Origin of the sequence: Xenophilus sp. Marseille-Q4582, assembly GCF_916700565.1 — a bacterium.
Taxonomy (GTDB): domain Bacteria; phylum Pseudomonadota; class Gammaproteobacteria; order Burkholderiales; family Burkholderiaceae_C; genus Xenophilus.
The window spans coordinates 604,309-619,439 of the sequence record NZ_CAKAKO010000001.1 but is presented as its reverse complement, the minus strand read 5'-3'; the positions used below and the strand labels follow the sequence as shown (position 1 = coordinate 619,439).

Annotated in this window: 15 protein-coding genes; 3 read left to right on the top strand and 12 right to left on the bottom strand. The window is 69.2% G+C overall.

Annotated features, from left to right (window positions below; genetic code table 11):
* Positions 1-2: 2 nt before the first annotated feature.
* Complete coding sequence (locus LG388_RS02870) at positions 3-467, bottom strand: Lrp/AsnC family transcriptional regulator (protein ID WP_225781327.1); 465 nt, start codon at positions 465-467, stop codon at positions 3-5.
* 92 nt (positions 468-559) lie between these two features.
* Between LG388_RS02870 and LG388_RS02865 the strand changes: the two genes are divergently transcribed.
* Positions 560-1,201, top strand: a complete 642-nt coding sequence (locus tag LG388_RS02865; RefSeq protein ID WP_225781326.1) for a LysE/ArgO family amino acid transporter — start codon at positions 560-562, stop codon at positions 1,199-1,201.
* 133 nt (positions 1,202-1,334) lie between these two features.
* Positions 1,335-2,423 (top strand): IS5-like element ISCte5 family transposase, encoded by a 1,089-nt coding sequence (locus tag LG388_RS02860; protein WP_225781276.1) that lies wholly within the window; start codon positions 1,335-1,337, stop codon positions 2,421-2,423.
* Between the two features lie 150 nt (positions 2,424-2,573).
* On the opposite strand, the gene LG388_RS02855 is transcribed toward LG388_RS02860, so the two are convergent.
* The 6 genes from LG388_RS02855 to LG388_RS02830 form a co-directional block, all read right to left on the bottom strand.
* The gene (locus LG388_RS02855; protein ID WP_225781325.1) at positions 2,574-4,811 is read right to left on the bottom strand and encodes a TonB-dependent receptor domain-containing protein; all 2,238 of its coding nucleotides are present in this window, start codon (positions 4,809-4,811) and stop codon (positions 2,574-2,576) included.
* Between the two features lie 189 nt (positions 4,812-5,000).
* On the bottom strand, positions 5,001-6,206 hold the full coding sequence (pcaF, locus tag LG388_RS02850) for a 3-oxoadipyl-CoA thiolase (RefSeq protein ID WP_225781324.1): 1,206 nt from the start codon (positions 6,204-6,206) through the stop codon (positions 5,001-5,003).
* 96 nt (positions 6,207-6,302) lie between these two features.
* Entirely contained in the window at positions 6,303-6,713 is a 411-nt protein-coding gene (locus LG388_RS02845; protein WP_225781323.1) for a DUF4189 domain-containing protein, read from the bottom strand.
* Complete coding sequence (locus tag LG388_RS02840) at positions 6,710-7,936, bottom strand: beta-ketoacyl-[acyl-carrier-protein] synthase family protein (RefSeq protein WP_225781322.1); 1,227 nt, start codon at positions 7,934-7,936, stop codon at positions 6,710-6,712. The genes LG388_RS02845 and LG388_RS02840 overlap by 4 nt, the downstream gene beginning before the upstream one ends.
* The gene (locus LG388_RS02835) at positions 7,933-8,289 is read right to left on the bottom strand and encodes an acyl carrier protein (RefSeq protein ID WP_225781321.1); all 357 of its coding nucleotides are present in this window, start codon (positions 8,287-8,289) and stop codon (positions 7,933-7,935) included. The genes LG388_RS02840 and LG388_RS02835 overlap by 4 nt, the downstream gene beginning before the upstream one ends.
* Before the next feature lie 126 nt (positions 8,290-8,415).
* A complete protein-coding gene (locus LG388_RS02830; RefSeq protein WP_225781320.1) occupies positions 8,416-9,090 on the bottom strand; it encodes a phosphatase PAP2 family protein in 675 nt (224 codons plus the stop codon).
* Positions 9,091-9,221: 131 nt separating this feature from the next.
* On the opposite strand from LG388_RS02830, the gene LG388_RS02825 reads away from it, so the two are divergent.
* Positions 9,222-9,656, top strand: a complete 435-nt coding sequence (locus LG388_RS02825; protein WP_225781319.1) for a DUF1841 family protein — start codon at positions 9,222-9,224, stop codon at positions 9,654-9,656.
* 15 nt (positions 9,657-9,671) lie between these two features.
* On the opposite strand, the gene LG388_RS02820 is transcribed toward LG388_RS02825, so the two are convergent.
* Genes LG388_RS02820 through LG388_RS02800 form a run of 5 tightly spaced genes read right to left on the bottom strand, consistent with a single transcriptional unit; the run spans position 9,672 to position 15,068 of the window.
* A complete protein-coding gene (locus LG388_RS02820; protein WP_225781318.1) occupies positions 9,672-11,387 on the bottom strand; it encodes a glycosyltransferase family 39 protein in 1,716 nt (571 codons plus the stop codon).
* Positions 11,366-11,752: a GtrA family protein gene (locus LG388_RS02815; protein WP_225781317.1), complete on the bottom strand. Its 387-nt coding sequence runs from the start codon at positions 11,750-11,752 to the stop codon at positions 11,366-11,368. The genes LG388_RS02820 and LG388_RS02815 overlap by 22 nt, the downstream gene beginning before the upstream one ends.
* The gene (locus LG388_RS02810; RefSeq protein ID WP_225781316.1) at positions 11,742-12,728 is read right to left on the bottom strand and encodes a glycosyltransferase family 2 protein; all 987 of its coding nucleotides are present in this window, start codon (positions 12,726-12,728) and stop codon (positions 11,742-11,744) included. Before LG388_RS02810 ends, LG388_RS02815 begins: the two co-directional genes overlap by 11 nt.
* The gene (locus tag LG388_RS02805) at positions 12,713-14,347 is read right to left on the bottom strand and encodes a hypothetical protein (RefSeq protein WP_225781315.1); all 1,635 of its coding nucleotides are present in this window, start codon (positions 14,345-14,347) and stop codon (positions 12,713-12,715) included. The genes LG388_RS02810 and LG388_RS02805 overlap by 16 nt, the downstream gene beginning before the upstream one ends.
* A 37-nt stretch (positions 14,348-14,384) precedes the next feature.
* Positions 14,385-15,068, bottom strand: a complete 684-nt coding sequence (locus LG388_RS02800) for a cytochrome c (protein WP_225781314.1) — start codon at positions 15,066-15,068, stop codon at positions 14,385-14,387.
* Positions 15,069-15,131: the final 63 nt, after the last annotated feature.

The following is a 15,131-nucleotide window of genomic DNA, read 5'->3' as shown; positions in this document are numbered from 1 at the left end:
CCTCAGCGCGTGCCGCCCGGCGGCACCAGCCCGCGCCGCGCAATGGGCGTGGAAAAGACGATGGAAGTGCGGGTCTCGCCATAGCCGTTGATGGCGCCCAGGAAGCGCTCCAGGTCTTGCAGGCTGCGCGCGACCACCGTGAACAGGTAGGAGTCGGCGCCCGCCACATGGTGGCATTCGAGCACCTCGGGCGCCTGCCGCAGCCGCTCGAGGAAGGCCTTCTTGCCCGGCTGGGCCACCGTGGCGCCGACGATGGCGCGCACCGGGTAGCCGGCCCGCGCCGCGTCCAGTTCCGCGCCCACGCTGCGCACCACACCCGCATCCTGCAGGCGCTTGAGCCGCTCGGCCGTGGCCGGCAGGGACAGACCGGCCGCCTGGGCCAGCGCCTTGAGCGGCGCGCGGCCGTCCTGCTGCAGCGCCAGCAGCAAACGCCAGGCGCGCTCGTCGAGTTCGTAGTTTTCGGCCATGGCGCCAAGCTACCTGAAAAATCGGCAGTCGCCACGCATTGCGCCTGAAATTCGTGCTGTGCAGGCGGCCGGCACCCCAGAACAATGCCGGCATGTCTTCCGCCTTTCCCCTCTTCTGGCAGTCGCTGCTCATCGGCCTGTCCATCGCCGCACCCGTGGGACAGATCGGCGTGCTGGCCATCCAGCGCACGCTGGAACGCGGCCGCGCCGCGGGGCTGGCGACCGGCCTGGGCGCCGCGGTGGCCGACGCGGTCTATGGCGCGGTCGGTGCCTTCGGCGTCAGTGCGCTGATTGGCTGGCTGCTGGGCGCGCGGGTCTGGCTCACGGTTTTCGGCGCGGCCTTCCTGCTGTGGATGGCCTGGGGCATCGCGCGCAAGCCGGTGAGGGCGCCCGCCGGCTCTTCAGGCGCGGCAACCGAGGCGGCGCCCTCCGGCCGGCAATTGCTGCGCGACTTTGCGGGCACCTTCGTGCTCACGCTGTCCAACCCCAGCACCATCCTGTCCTTCGTCGCCGTGTTCGGCATGCTGGCCGGGCGCGCGCCCGTCGCCACGCCCTGGGTGATGGTGGCGGGCGTACTGGTCGGGTCGGCGCTGTGGTGGCTGCTGCTGTCCACCGGCGTGGGCCTGCTGCGCCACCGCTTCGATGCGCGATGGCAGCGGGCGGTGAACCGCACGAGCGCCGCCGTGCTGGCGGCGCTGGCGCTGTGGCAGTTGCTGCGGCTGGCGGCCGGCTGATCGCCGCGGGAAACACGCGGGCGATCGGCGCAGGCCGCGGAGCATCCCTAGCAGGCCGTTGAAAAATCCCCTGCGAGCGTCCGCGTCGGCCGCTACGATCTGAAGCCATCCCGGAACAACTGCGACAAGAAAGATGAGAGGCAACCAAGACTTCCAGGGGGCGATGTTTAGCTACATCAGCCTTGAAGAAAGAGTGCCAGCGGCACACCCGCTGCGCAAGTTGCGCGCCGTGGTGGATGCGCTGCTGTCGAGCATGAACAGCGAGTTCGAAGCGGTGTACGCCCGCCGTGGCCGCCCCTCGGTGCCGCCGGAGATGCTGCTCAAGGCCTTGCTGCTGCAAATCCTGTTCTCCATCCGCAGCGAACGCCAGCTGGTCGAGGCGGTCAACTACAACCTGCTGTACCGCTGGTTCGTGGGCCTGAACATTGAAGACAAGGTCTGGGACCACTCCACCTTCAGCGCCAACCGCGAACGCCTCTTCAACGAAGACCTGGCGCGCGCCTTCTTCGAGCGCGTCAAGCTCAGCGCCCAGTGGGGCCGGCTTGCCAGCGACGAACACTTCAGCGTGGACGGCACGCTGATTGAGGCCTGGGCCTCGCACAAGAGTTTCAAACGCAAAGACGACGACAGCGGCACGCCACCCGGACGCAACCCCGAGGTGAACTTCAAAGGGCAGGAGCGCTGCAACGACACCCACGCCAGCACCACCGATGCCGATGCCCGGCTGTTCAAGAAGAGCGCGGGCGACAAATCTCGCCTGTGCCACATGGGGCACATCCTCATGGAGAACCGCAACGGGCTGATCGTGGATGTGGAGATCACACATGCCAGTGGCACCGCCGAGCGCGAGGCGGCGCTGGCGATGCTCAAACGCCGGGGAAACAAGAACAAGCGGGCCACGGTCGGGGCCGACAAAGGTTACGACAGCCAGGCCTTCATCAAGGGCTGCCGAAAGCTCAAAGTCACGCCACACGTGGCGGCCAAGGACAAGCACTCGGCGGTCGATGGCCGCATCCGGCGCCACGAGGGCTACAAGACCAGCCTCAAAGTGCGCAAGCGCATCGAGGAGGCCTTTGGCTGGATCAAGACAGTGGGTGGTCTGGCCAAGACCAAATTGATCGGTCAGGCCAAGCTCGCGGGCCAGGCGCTGCTGTGCTTTGCCACCTACAACCTGGTGCGCATGGGCAGTCTGGGCGGCTGGTGGGACGCGCATCATGCGTGAACCATGGGATACGTGCGCCCGGAACGGGCAAAACGGCCTGCAAACAGGCCGAAATGGCCGCTCCAATCGCTGCGCAGGCCAGTTTGGGCGATCCGTTTCTTCGAAATCCACGACCCTGGCGCGTTCGATGAGCATTTTTTCAACGGCCTGCTAGAACGTCAGGTTGGCCGAGATCCAGAAGGTGCGGCCCGGCAGCGTGGTGCCGGCCACCGAGGCGCCGCCCTGGAAGTAGGCGTTGACCCAGGTCGGCGTGCCGTTCAGGTTCACCTGCGTGAATTCGCGGAAGTCCTTGTCGAGCAGGTTGTAGATGTGGGCCTGCAGGCTCAGCTTCTTCGACACCTGGTAGGAGCCGCCCACATGGAACAGCGCGTGCGCCTTGATGTCGCCCACGGCGTTGTAGATCGCCAGGTTGTTGCCCGTCAGGCCGGCCGGGTCGCCGGTGAAGCGCGGGCTCTTGCCGCGGTACTCGCCGCGCAGCCACAGGCGCGACTGGCTGCTGGGCTGCCATTCCACCTGCGCATGGGCCGCATGCCTGGGCGTGTTGGCGAGCTGGCCGTTCTTCTTGCCGGCTTCCACCACTTCGCTGCGCGTGTGCGTGTAGCCGCCGCGCACGCTCCAGGCCGCATTGATCTGGTAGCGCGTGTTCAGCTCCAGGCCCCAGGTCTTGGCCTGGTCCACGTTGATGGCGTAGTCCGCGGTCGGGTTGGCCGAGCAGCTGGAAATGGGCGCCGTGGCGCAGTCCCCGCCGCTGCTGATCTTGTCCTTGACCTTGTTGTGGAACAGCGTCACGCCGCTGGTGAAGCCGCTTCGGCTGTCGTACAGCGCCGACAGTTCGGTGCTCACGCTGGTTTCGGGTTTGAGCTGGGGGTTGCCGATGTTCAGCGTCGCGCCCTGCCCGCTCACGCCGCTGATGCCGTCGATCAGCTGGTTCAGGCGCGGCGCCTTGAAGCCCTTGCTCACGCCGCCCTTGAAGGTCCAGTGCGGCGTCGCGTCCCAGACCAGGTAGCCGCGCGGGCTCACATGGCCGCCGAAGGCGCTGTGGTGGTCGTAGCGCGCGCCCAGCGTGGCCGTCAGGTTGGGCAGGAGCTTCCATTCGTCTTCGGCGAACACCGACCACAGGCGCTGCGCCTGCGTCTCGGGCAGCAGGCCGTCGGTGAGTTTGGCGTCCCACCATTGGCCACCCACGGTAAGCACGTGCGATTCACCCAGTGGCGCGACCAGCTTGCTGTCGAGCACGGTGTTGGTGGTCTTGAGCTCGCGCGGCTGGCCACGGTCCGCCTCGCTGAGCCAGTACACGCTGCGCCGCTGCGCCGCCGTGCGCGGGATGGCACCGCCGGGAATGGTGCGGCCGAGGGTTTCGGTCTCGGTGCGCATCAGGCTGCTTTCGAGCAGACCGAAACCCAGGCGCGCCGTGTGGCCGAGGGCCACCTGTTCGCGGTTGAAGCGCAGCGCGTCCCGGTAGCCGGGCGGGTTGTTGCCGGTCCAGTTCGGGCTGGCCGCATCGCGCGTGCCCAGGCGGCCGTCCTCGTTGTTGTACCAGGTGCGGGCCACGTCCACGTCCAGCCAGAGCTCGTGCTGGCGGCTGGGCGTGAGCGTCAGGCGCGCGCCGGCGCTGTACTGGTCGCTTTCAGCCGGTGCCGGGTTGCGGGCCGCCGCGGGCTGCGCGGCGCCGGGCGCGAGCACCCAGTCGGAAGCTTCGCGGCCGTACACGCTGCCTCGCACGGCGATGCCCAGCCGGTCCTGCCGGATGGGACCGCTCAGGTAGATGTTGGCGCGCGTCTGCTTGCCCCATTCGCTGTCCTGCGGAATGCCGGCTTCCAGCGACACCTGTCCGCCCCATTCGCTGGCCACCTTGCGCGTGATGATGTTGACCACGCCGCCCATGGCGTCGGAGCCGTAGAGCGTGGACATCGGGCCGCGGATCACCTCGATGCGCTCGATGGCGGCGATGGGCGGCATGAAGCTGGTGTGCGCGGCGCCGAAGCCGTTGGGCGTCACGTCGCCGGCCACGTTCTGGCGGCGGCCGTCGACCAGGATCAGCGTGTATTCGCTGGGCATGCCGCGGATGCTGATGTCCAGCCCACCGGTCTTGCCCGTGCCGCCCAGCACGTCGATGCCCTCCACGTTCTGCAGCGCCTCGGCCAGGTCACGGAACTGGCGCCTCTGCAGCTCTTCACGGGTGACGACGGAAATGGAAGCCGGTGCGTCCTTGAGTTCCTGCTCGTAGCCAGTGGCCGTGACGACGATCTCGCGCAGCTCGGAGGCGGTCGGGGCGGTCGGGGCAGTGGCCGCGGTCTGGGCCAGCAGGGCGGGCGAAAAGAAGGTGGCGGCCGCGGCCCAGGCCAGCGGCGAAACGCGCGGCCCGCGGCCGCGAAAGAGACACAACATGTCGAACACTCCGGAAACAGCAAGGAGAACCTGCCGCTCTGGAGAAAAATGTTGTTGTTGCGACCGAGGAACGGCGGAACTGTAACAAATCAAGCGAATAAGAACAACTTTTATTCGTATTTATGTGGCAGCCGCGGCACGGCCTGCGCCTGCGCCCGCGCCGCCCGCACCGCACGGGCCGCCCGGCGCTCAGACCTTCTCGAGCACGAGGGCGATGCCCTGCCCCACGCCGATGCACATGGTGGCGAGCGCATAGCGGCCGCCGCCGCTGTGCAGCTGGTTCACCGCCGTGGTGGCGAGGCGCGCACCGCTGGCGCCCAACGGGTGGCCCAGCGCGATGGCGCCACCGTTGATGTTCACGCGCGCATCGTCGTCCGCCAGACCCAGCAGGCGCAGCACGGCCAGGCCCTGCGCGGCAAAGGCCTCGTTGAGCTCGATCACGTCGATCTGGTCCAGCCTCAACCCCGTGAGCGCGAGCACCTTCTGCGTGGCTGGCGCCGGGCCGATGCCCATCACCCGCGGCGCCACGCCGGCCGTGGCCATGCCCACGATCCGCGCGCGCGGCGTGAGCCCGTGCTTGGCGGCGGCCGCCTCGCTGGCGATCAGCAGCGCACAGGCCCCGTCGTTCACGCCGCTGGCGTTGCCGGCCGTCACCGTGCCGCCCTCGCGCACCACGCCCTTGAGCCGGGCCAGCGCCTCCAGGCTGGTCTCGCGCGGATGCTCGTCCTTGTCCACGATCAGAGGATCGCCCTTCTTCTGCGCGACGGTGACCGGCACGATCTCGGCCTCGAAGAAGCCGCGCCGCTGCGCCGCCACCGCGCGCTGCTGGCTGGCCAGCGCCATGCGGTCCTGTGCCTCGCGCTCGATCTTGTAGTCTGCGGCGACGTTCTCGGCCGTCTCGGGCATGGAGTCGACGCCGTACTGCGCCTTCATCAGCCTGTTGACGAAGCGCCAGCCGATGGTGGTGTCGTACACCGCGTTGGCGCGGCTGAAGGCCGACTCGGCCTTGGGCATGACGAAGGGCGCGCGGCTCATGCTTTCCACGCCGCCCGCGATCATCAGCTGCGCCTCGCCGGCACGGATGGCGCGTGCGGCCGTGCCCACCGCGTCCAGGCCCGAGCCGCACAGGCGGTTGACGGTGGCGCCCGGCACCTCGATGGGCAGGCCGGCCAGCAGCGCGGCCATGCGCGCGACGTTGCGGTTGTCTTCGCCGGCCTGGTTGGCGCAGCCGTAGATCACGTCATCGACGGCCTGCCAGTCCACGCGGGCGTTGCGCGCCATCAGCGCGCGGATGGGCAGCGCGCCCAGGTCGTCGGTGCGGATGCTGCTCAGTGCGCCGCCGTAGCGGCCGAAGGGAGTGCGGATGGCGTCGCAGATGTAGGCGTCGAAGCGCATGGTCGGTGTCTCCGGTGATCGCCGCATTCTGGACCGACCGGGGCGCGCACGCTGTCGCGCGCGCCGCAGCCGGGCCGTGCCCTGCCCAGGCGGCCCTCAAGGCGCGGCGGAGCAGACCTGCACCGCGACCTTGCAGGGCTCGGTGGGCAGGTGCGCGTTGCACTGGCGCGCGGCGTCCTGCGCCGCCTGTTCGCGCGTGGGGGCATTGGCCACACCCCATTCGCCGTAGTTGCCGAAGGCCAGCGCGCCACACTGGCGGTTGAAGGCGGTGCGCACGGTGCAGTCGGCCTCCCGGCCCGCGGTGCGGCGGCATTGGGCGCGGGCCGCCTGTTCGGCCGCCTCGCGCGTGGGCTGATCGAAGGCGTAGCCGAACCACTGCTGCGACGCGGCGATCGCGCCCCAGCGCGGCAGCGGCGCCTGGGCCTGCGCAGGAACGCCAATGCCCAGGCAGGCCGCGGCCATGGCGGCGGCTGCCGCACCCGCTCGCCAGCCGCGCAGCCGCCTCATGCGCGCCTGAACAGCAGCGTCGCGTTGGAGCCGCCGAAGGCGAAGGAGCTGCTGAGCGCCGCCTCCAGCGCCGGCGCCTCGGTGGCGTCGGCGCGCACCAGGTTCAGCGCGCAGGCCGGATCGGGCTGCGCCACATGCGCCTGCGGCGGCAGCGCGCGCCGGTGCAGCGCCAGGATGGTGATCACCGCCTCCAGCGCGCCGGCCGCGCCCAGCAGGTGGCCGTGCAGCGCCTTGGTGGAGCTGACGGGCAGCGCGTCCAGGTGCGCGCCCCAGACCTGCGCCAGCGCCTCGCGCTCGATCGGGTCCCCGATCTTGGTCGCCGTGCCGTGCGCGTTGCAGTAGCCGATGTCCTGCGGCTGCAGGCCGGCCATGCGCAGGGCGGCGCGCACGGCACGCGCCTGGCCAGCCGCATCGGGCTTGGTCAGGTGCGTGGCGTCGCAGCTGTGGCCCCAGCCGGCCAGTGTGGCATAGCGCCGCGCCCCGCGGGCGCGCGCCCGCGCTTCGGACTCGAGCACGACGAAGGCCGCGCCCTCCCCCAGCGCGAAGCCGCTGCGTTCGGGCGCGAAGGGGCGCACGGCCGTGGCCGCTGCCTGCGCATCGCCGGCCGGAAAGGCCGCGAGCGTCTGCATCGCCTGCCAGGCCATCACCACGCCGGGCACGATCAGCGCCTCGCTGCCGCCGGCGATGGCCACATCCACCTCGCCGCACTGCACGGCCTTGGCCGCTTCGGCGATCGCGACGGCCGACGAAGAACAGGCCACCGCGTAGGTGAACACCGGCCCCTTGGCCTGCTGGCGCATGGCCACGTGCGCGGCCGGCGCGTTGGGCATGAAGGCCGGAATGGTCAGCGGCGGCATGCGGCCCTGCATGCCGTTGCGATAGCCGTTGTCGATGGCGTTGGCGCCGCCCATGCCGCAGCCGCCAAACACGCCGAGCCGCTCGGGCTCCACGCCCTCCAGCCCACCCGCATCCTTCACGGCCAGGTCGGCGGCCGCCACGGCCAGCTGGCTCACCCGGTCCACGCCCGAAAGCTGCAGCTTGGTGAACCAGCGCGATTCGTCGAAGGCCACGGTGGCGGCCGCCGCCGGCCGGGGCAGTTCGGGAAAGACGGGACGGATCGCGGATTCACCCCGCAGCAGCGCGTCGAACACCGCCTGCGGATCGTCGCCGTGCGGTGCGATCAGGCCCAGGCCCGTGACGGCGACACCGGCACGCGCACTCATGGGGCGGCAGTGGGCGCAGAGGGCTCGCCCGCAGCGGCGGGCGCTGGCGCGGGGACGGACGTGGGTGCGGCGGCATCCGATGCAGGCGCGGGCGAAGCCGCTGCGTCGGCGGGCAGCGCGGGCAGGCCGGCACGCACGCGGTCCACCACGGCGGCCAGGCCGGCCAGGGTCTCGATGCGGGGATCGGGGTCGGGCAGCGAGACCTTGAGGCGGTCCTCCACCTCGAACAGGAATTCGACGATGGCCAGCGAGTCGAAGCCCTTTTCGCGCATGGACTCGTTCGGGTCGAGCGTGGCCGGATCGATGCCGTACTTTTCCTGGATCAGGTCCTGCAGTTCCTTCAGCGAGCTCATGTGTGCGTGGTTCCGTGCGCCTCGCCGCACACAAGGGGCCTGCCTGCGCGCGGGCCTCGTGGCGTGCCTGCCCGCATGTGCCGCGCCCCGCGGCGAAGGTTGTTCTTCATGATAGCTGCTCGCCTTTCACTGCCCTGCCGTGAGCCGGCGCTCTGCCGGGCTCCAGCGCAGCGAGGCCCAGGCGAAGACGCCGCCCAGCAGCACCCCGCCCAGCACGTCGAGCGCCACGTGCTGGCGCACGGCAAGGGTCGAAATGCAGATCGACAGCAGCCACAGGACGTTGATCGCGCGCAGCCAGCCGGGCGCGCCGATGAAGCGCAGCGTGCGCTCGACCCAGACGCCCGTGAACACCGAAATGGCCACGTGCATCGAAGGACAGGCATTGCCGGCCGCGTCGATGCCCTGGAGCAGCGCAAAGCCCGGCGCCGTGGTGTGCACCGCCAGCGGCGGGATCTGCGTGGGCCAGAAATGGAAGATCCCCAGCCCCGCCAGGCACAGCGCGCCCGACCACAGGCCATAGACCAACAGCGGCCGGAAACTGCGCAGCAGGCCCGGCGCAATGCCCACGTAGACCCACAGCGACAGATACGGCACCAGCATCCAGGGCAGGAAAGGCACCCAGGCATCGACCCCCGTGAGCGGCATCACGGTGACCGGGTACGCGGGATGGCGCAGCGTGTGGAAATAACCGATGAAGAAGACCCACACCCACAGCGTGGTGCCCAGCCCCTTGAGCCAGAACAGCACGCGCAGGCGTGCGAAGAGTTCCCGGGTCCAGGTCGCAGGGGGTGTGGCATTCATGGGCGCGGCAGTATCGGGCAGATGCAGGACGGCGCTGGGCGCAAGGCCCGCATGCTGCCCGTGCTTTGTGACGCGAGGGCATTGCCGCCGCGCGCCGCGCCGGCGGTCGGCACGGTGCTACGCTGCGGCCCATGTTCAATCCCACCCAGGAAGAAGTGCGGCGCTTCTTCTGCAATGTCTACGCCAAGAGCCGCGCCGGCCAGCCCATGGAGGCGCTGGAGATCATCGCGGCCGAATGGATCGCGCAGCACCCCGAGTACCACGCCGACCTGGCCGATGCCGATGCCGCCGTCACGCGCGTATACGACGGCAAGGACGGTCGCGAGAACCCCTTTCTGCACCTGTCCATGCACCTGTCGATCAGCGAGCAATGCTCCATCGACCAGCCTCGCGGCATCCGCCAAGCGGTCGAACTGCTGGCCGCGCGGCGCGGCTCGCTGCTGGAGGCGCACCATGAAGCGATGGAATGCCTGGGCCGCATGATGTGGGAAAGCCAGCGCGCCGGCCGGCCGCCGGACGGCATGGCGTATGTGGACTGCGTGCAGCGGCGGGCGACGAAGGATTGACACCGAGTCCGGGAATCACTCTTCGCCGGACCACGAAGCGTGGTGCTCCCCCCTCGTGGGCAGCACCAGGAGGGGGGAGCGAATCAGCGCCCCTTCAGGCGTTTCGATCACGGCACGTACCCCCACCGTGTCCTTGAGCCGCAGCGTCGCATCGGTTCCGAAGGGCGCTTGGCCCTGGCGCTGGATCTCGAAGTTTCCGAGCTCGGGCACTTCCAGCATCACCCGGCCAGCGGGACCTCGCACCTGCCAGCTCAGCCGCTTGAAGCGTCCTTCGTCCTTCAGGCGGATCTCCACAGCCATGGCAGGCGCCAGTGCCCGGCCCAGCGCGACGCCACGTTCGAAAGCCTGCGCGCGCACGTCCCACGCATCGCCCAATGGCCGCAGGCACGCACAATCGGGCACCCATGCCATGGTCGCGCGTCCCGCTTCGGCACCCAGGTGCGCAAGTTGCTCCTCGTCCTGAACCACGGTCGGAGCGGCTTCGCCCCGGATCAATCGCCGGGCCTCCCCCATCGAGTGCACATAGCCGGTGTGGGCGTAGTCCAAGGGGATCAGATGGCCGGCGGCGTCGCCGTCCAGCATGAACTGATTCTCGAATTGCCCGGAGCGGCTGGCGCCTTCGATGAGCGCTCCCTGGAGCTGTTGGTTCATGCCCAGTACCAGAAGCAGGGCTGCCCCCAGTCCCGCGCCCCACCCACCCGCATGGCGCATCGAGAAAGCCAGCGCCACACTCAAGGTCCAGCCGACCAGCACCAGGAAGCGCCCGGCGATGCCGCCCTGGCTGATGGCCAGCAGCACCGGCGCAATGGGCACCAGCAGCGCCAGCAATGCCGCCCCCGCCATCACCACGGGGGGCCGCCATCCGCGTGCCCAACCCGCCAGCAGGCAGGCCCCGACCAGCGCAAGCGCCAGCCACCCCTCGGCGCCAGCGCCCAGCGCCATATGCACCACACCCTGCGCCATCCGGACCAGTCCGGTCATCAGCTCGGCCTGCCCGACGGCTGGGGCATCGGCCAGCTTGGCATAGCCGCCCACGCCGCCAAGCAGCCAAAGCCGCAAGACCGCGTACGAGCATGCCACGGCCATCACGGGCGCCAGCAACCGGAGCCGGAGACGCCATGCCAGCGCCGGCCAGAACAGCAGCACCATCGGCAAAGGCACATAGAGCTCCTTGCACAGGCAGGCCAGGGCGTAAAAGAATGCCGCCGCCCACGCATCGCGCAGGCGCCCTTGTCGCGCCGCACGCGACCAGCACCCCAGCGCCAGGCAAGTCCACAGCAGGCCGTAGGCATAGTGGCCGGTCATGAGCAACTGCGCCATGGCGCCCGTCGGGGGCATGACCAGGAACAGCGCGGCGCCCGCGAATGCTGCACCATCGCCTGCCCACCGCCGCAACAGGCCCCAGGTGACGCAGGCCGTGAGCCAGATCACGGCCAGAAGATGGGCATAGTGGCCACGTGCATCCAGACCGAAGGGCTTCAGACCGATCGCATAGAACAGCGCATTCCAGGGCGTGATGTGAGCGTAGGACTGTTCACGCATGACCTCCGGCACAACGAAGTACTGCCAAGGCGAATACGTGCCGACGAAGCGCAGGTGGGCAGGATCGTCGTGGCGCCAGCCCATCTGCAAGGCGCCTCCGTGCAGAAGCAGCGTCAACAGCGCCAACACGGCGCCCACCAACGCCCGGCGTGCGCCTTCCGACAGCTTCAGCGCGTCGGCTCGCGCCATGTCCAGAAGCGGTTCGCGGCGAAGGACAACACCGGCAGCAGCACGAAGCTCAGCAGCACGCCGCCGAGGTAGTGCCACGCCAGCCGCTCGCCCACCAAGCTGGCGGCCAGTGTCAGCAGCAGGCCGGCGACAGAGACACACAAGAAGCGCGAGTAGCGGCGCAGGCTGGGCGCGGTCTTGAAAGTGATGTGGCTGTTGGCCCAGAAGGAGAAGAGATTGGCGGTCACGAAGGCCAGCCCGTTGGCCGGGACTGGGGGCAGCAGCCCACTTTCGACCAGCCCCATCACCACGCCCAGGTGGATCAGCGTGTTGAGCACGCCGATCGCGGAGAAGCGCAGGAACTGGCCGAACAGCTCAAGGCGCATGCGAGTCCTCTGCCCCGGCCGCGCCGTAGCGGCGCCTCACGACGTAGATCGGCCGCCCCTTGGTCTCGTCATAGACCCTCCCCAGATAGGCGCCCAGAACGCCGATGCCCAGCAATTGGATGCCGCCCATGAAGAGCACCGCCGTCAGCAGCGACGCGAAGCCCGGCACGTCGACGCCGAACATCAGGGTCTTGAGCACGATCCACGCGCCATAGACCAGCGCCAGCAGCGCCGTGGTGGCCCCCACATAGCTCCAGACGGTCAAGGGCACATTGCTGAAGCTCATCAAGCCATCGAGTGCCAGGCCCCCGAGGCGTCGCCAGCCATAGGCCGACTCGCCGCCCGCGCGCGGCGCCACGTCGAAATCGACCACGGTCTGGCGGAAGCCCACCCAGGCGAACATGCCTTTCATGAAGCGCCGCCGTTCGGGCATGGCGCGCAGCGCATCGACCACGCAGCGGTCCATCAGCCGGAAATCGCCCACGTCGCGCGGCAGCGGCGGATCGGCCAGGCTGTTGTGCAGCCGGTAGAAGAGCAAAGCGCCCAGGCGCTGCCCGGTGGAGGAGGTGTCGCGCGAGCGGCGCCGCGCCTGCACGACATCGAAGCCCTCTTGCCACTTGGCCACCAGCGCCTCGATGACTTCGGGTGGATGTTGCAGGTCCGCATCGATGGGAATCACCGCATTGCCGGTCGCCGCCTCGAGCCCTGCCGTCAGCGCCGCCTCCTTGCCGAAGTTGCGTGAAAGCTCCAGCACCACCATGCGTGCGTCCTGCCCGGCCTGCACCTGCAGGCGGGCCAGCGTATCGTCGCTGCTGCCATCGTCGATGCAGATGATCTCGGCCCGCAACTCCGGCAGGCCCGCCAGCACGCTGCGCAGGCGATCCAGGAAGGCGTCGATGACGTGTCCCTCGTTGAAGCATGGCACCACGATGCTGATCGTGCGGCCGACCGGCGCGCCACTCAGGGGCGAGACCACGCGACATGCCCTCCGGGTTGGACATTCAACACAGGGGATGCCGTCAGGCGGCCCTCTGGGGATTGGTGCTGGATCTGGAAAGACAAGGTGTCGAAAACGATCTTGATGCGCCCCTCCCGGGGAATGGGATAGCGGCCCGTGGATTCGGAAACGATGAAGTATTGCCCCTGATCGTAGGGCCCGAGCTTCCAGCTCGCGGCGGCATCATAGAGCCGCAGGTCCACTACCAGAGGATCGCTCTGGTCGCTGGCAGTCCATTGGGCGATGAAGGGCTGCAATGCGCCCTCCACGGGTCGCATGTCCTGCCTTGCCGCGTCGTAGCGGAACAAGACGTCAACAGGCGCCTGCTGCGGAAAGCCGCGGATCAGCATCACCGGACCGGCCGCGCCCGCCTGGGCCCGCAACCCCAGCAGGCCGGTGGCGTACCAGTAGCCTGCCAGCAGGCCGTCGGAAGGCACCATGCCCTGCCGCGCCTGGGCTTGATCGATGAAGCGGCCTTGCACTTCGAACTCGCGATACACCGGCGCACGCACGGCACGCTCGGCATGCTGATAGGACAGTGAGAAGCCCGCCAACACCCCACACAACAGCACCGGGGCCAGGACGGCCCACCTGGCGTCCTGGCGATGCGCCCATCCGATGCGCGCCAGAAAGGTGACGCCCATGCACAGCACGAACCAGGGCACGAAGAGATAGCGGTCAGGGCCGGTGATGCCCGGCGAGCGCACCAAAGGAATCAGGGGAGCCAGCACCGCCAGCGCGACCACGCCGGCCAGCGCGGCGAAGTGCAGGTGGCGCCGCACGCCGATCGCCAGCAGCACGAGCAGGGCCGCGCCCAGCACCCGCCACTGTGGCCCCAGAACCAATGCGGGCAAGCGCAGGGCGGCGTGCCCGATCTCGACCAGCGCCGAGCCGGGGCTCCCCGTCTGGGCCGCATAGCCGCCGAGCAGGGCTCCCAGCATGTAGCCGCGCCACGGCACATAGAGGCCCGCCACGATCAGGAAAGGCCAGACCATGCGCAGGCGCTCCCGCAGGCCGCCGCGCGGCACGGCGAGCAGGATCAGGACCAGAGGCACGTAAACCTCCTTGGCCGTGACCGCGAGCGCATAGGCCAGCGAGCCCATCCAGGCCCATCGCAGCTGTCGGCGCTCGAGCGCTCGCAGAAACGCCAGCAACGCCAGCAACGCGAGCAGCAAGCCCTCGAGGTAATGGCGCGTCATCAGCAGTTCCGCCACAGAAGCGGTTGGAGCGCCGACCAGGAACAGCAGCCCGCCCAGGAACGCGACCAGCGGTGGCGCCCATGAGCGGGCCAGGACGTAGGCCGCCACAGCGACGGCCGCGCACGCGATCACCTGATGCGCGTAGAAGAACGCGGGCGCCGCCCCCGCCAGGCGGTGGTCCAGCTGGAAGGACAGCGTCAGCCAGGGCGTCAGATTGCTTGGTGAGAGCTTGCGCCAGACCAGCGGGTCGTAGAAAGCCGACAGGCCCGGTGACGAGACCGCGTGCAGCAGGATGGCCGGATCGTCCGCGCGCCAATAGGCGCCCAGCACGCCATGGAAAAGCAGGAAGGGGGCAATCAGCAGGATGCCGATATAAGCCCATTCCACGCGAAGACGCATGAGCAGACGCGCCGGCCCACCGTCCGGCGCGCAGGATTCACTTGGCCGTATGCAGCCGCGGCTCCGGGACCGTCTTGAGTTCGCCCGGCAGCGCGGCGATGTAGCGCGACAGCTCGCGCAGTTCGCCGGTCGTGTAGGGCTTGCTCTGCAGGCCCATCACGGCGTTGGAGCGGCCCACGGTGGCATGGGTGCTGGCCTTGTACGACTTGAGCGCGACGTACAGGTAGTCGGCGTGCTGGCCGGCCAGCTTGGGCACGGTGCCGTCGTTGGGGGTGTTGAAGTTCGCGCCGTGGCACTTGGTGCAGCTGTCGGCGTTGCGCGCGATCAGCTGCTGCAGGCGCTCGCTGGGCTTCTTCGCGGGTTCAGCCGGCACGGGCGCGGCGCCCTGCACCACGCCGTGCTGGCTGTAGTAGGCGGCCAGGTCGGCGATGTCCTGCTCGGTCAGGGTGTCGGCGATCGCGCGCATGGTGGGATGCCGGCGGTCGCCCGTCTTGTAGGCGTGCAGCGCGGCCGAGATGTAGCTCGCGCTCTGGCCCGAGATCATCGGCACCTTGTGGATTTCTGGAAAGGAAGCCTGGTAGCCCGGAATGCCGTGGCAGCCCACGCACATGGCCGTCTTCTTGGCTCCGTCTTCAACCTTGCCGGTGACGTCCTGCGCCAGTGCGGCGCAGGTCGCAGAAGCGACAGTCAGGGCAAACATCGTGGTCAACAGCTTGTTCATTTTGCGCGCACAATCTGAGGCAGATCGGGGGTTTCCTAACCAACAATCGATTATATGGGCCGC

What these genes read in the sequence shown, in the direction of transcription:
- LG388_RS02870 (WP_225781327.1), bottom strand. Translation starts at nt 467, where the DNA reads ATGGCCGAAAACTACGAACTCGACGAGCGCGCCTGGCGTTTGCTGCTG.
- LG388_RS02865 (WP_225781326.1), top strand. Translation starts at nt 560, where the DNA reads ATGTCTTCCGCCTTTCCCCTCTTCTGGCAGTCGCTGCTCATCGGCCTG.
- LG388_RS02860 (WP_225781276.1), top strand. Translation starts at nt 1,335, where the DNA reads ATGAGAGGCAACCAAGACTTCCAGGGGGCGATGTTTAGCTACATCAGC.
- LG388_RS02855 (WP_225781325.1), bottom strand. Translation starts at nt 4,811, where the DNA reads ATGTTGTGTCTCTTTCGCGGCCGCGGGCCGCGCGTTTCGCCGCTGGCC.
- pcaF (WP_225781324.1), bottom strand. Translation starts at nt 6,206, where the DNA reads ATGCGCTTCGACGCCTACATCTGCGACGCCATCCGCACTCCCTTCGGC.
- LG388_RS02845 (WP_225781323.1), bottom strand. Translation starts at nt 6,713, where the DNA reads ATGAGGCGGCTGCGCGGCTGGCGAGCGGGTGCGGCAGCCGCCGCCATG.
- LG388_RS02840 (WP_225781322.1), bottom strand. Translation starts at nt 7,936, where the DNA reads ATGAGTGCGCGTGCCGGTGTCGCCGTCACGGGCCTGGGCCTGATCGCA.
- LG388_RS02835 (WP_225781321.1), bottom strand. Translation starts at nt 8,289, where the DNA reads ATGAGCTCGCTGAAGGAACTGCAGGACCTGATCCAGGAAAAGTACGGC.
- LG388_RS02830 (WP_225781320.1), bottom strand. Translation starts at nt 9,090, where the DNA reads ATGAATGCCACACCCCCTGCGACCTGGACCCGGGAACTCTTCGCACGC.
- LG388_RS02825 (WP_225781319.1), top strand. Translation starts at nt 9,222, where the DNA reads ATGTTCAATCCCACCCAGGAAGAAGTGCGGCGCTTCTTCTGCAATGTC.
- LG388_RS02820 (WP_225781318.1), bottom strand. Translation starts at nt 11,387, where the DNA reads ATGGCGCGAGCCGACGCGCTGAAGCTGTCGGAAGGCGCACGCCGGGCG.
- LG388_RS02815 (WP_225781317.1), bottom strand. Translation starts at nt 11,752, where the DNA reads ATGCGCCTTGAGCTGTTCGGCCAGTTCCTGCGCTTCTCCGCGATCGGC.
- LG388_RS02805 (WP_225781315.1), bottom strand. Translation starts at nt 14,347, where the DNA reads ATGCGTCTTCGCGTGGAATGGGCTTATATCGGCATCCTGCTGATTGCC.
- LG388_RS02800 (WP_225781314.1), bottom strand. Translation starts at nt 15,068, where the DNA reads ATGAACAAGCTGTTGACCACGATGTTTGCCCTGACTGTCGCTTCTGCG.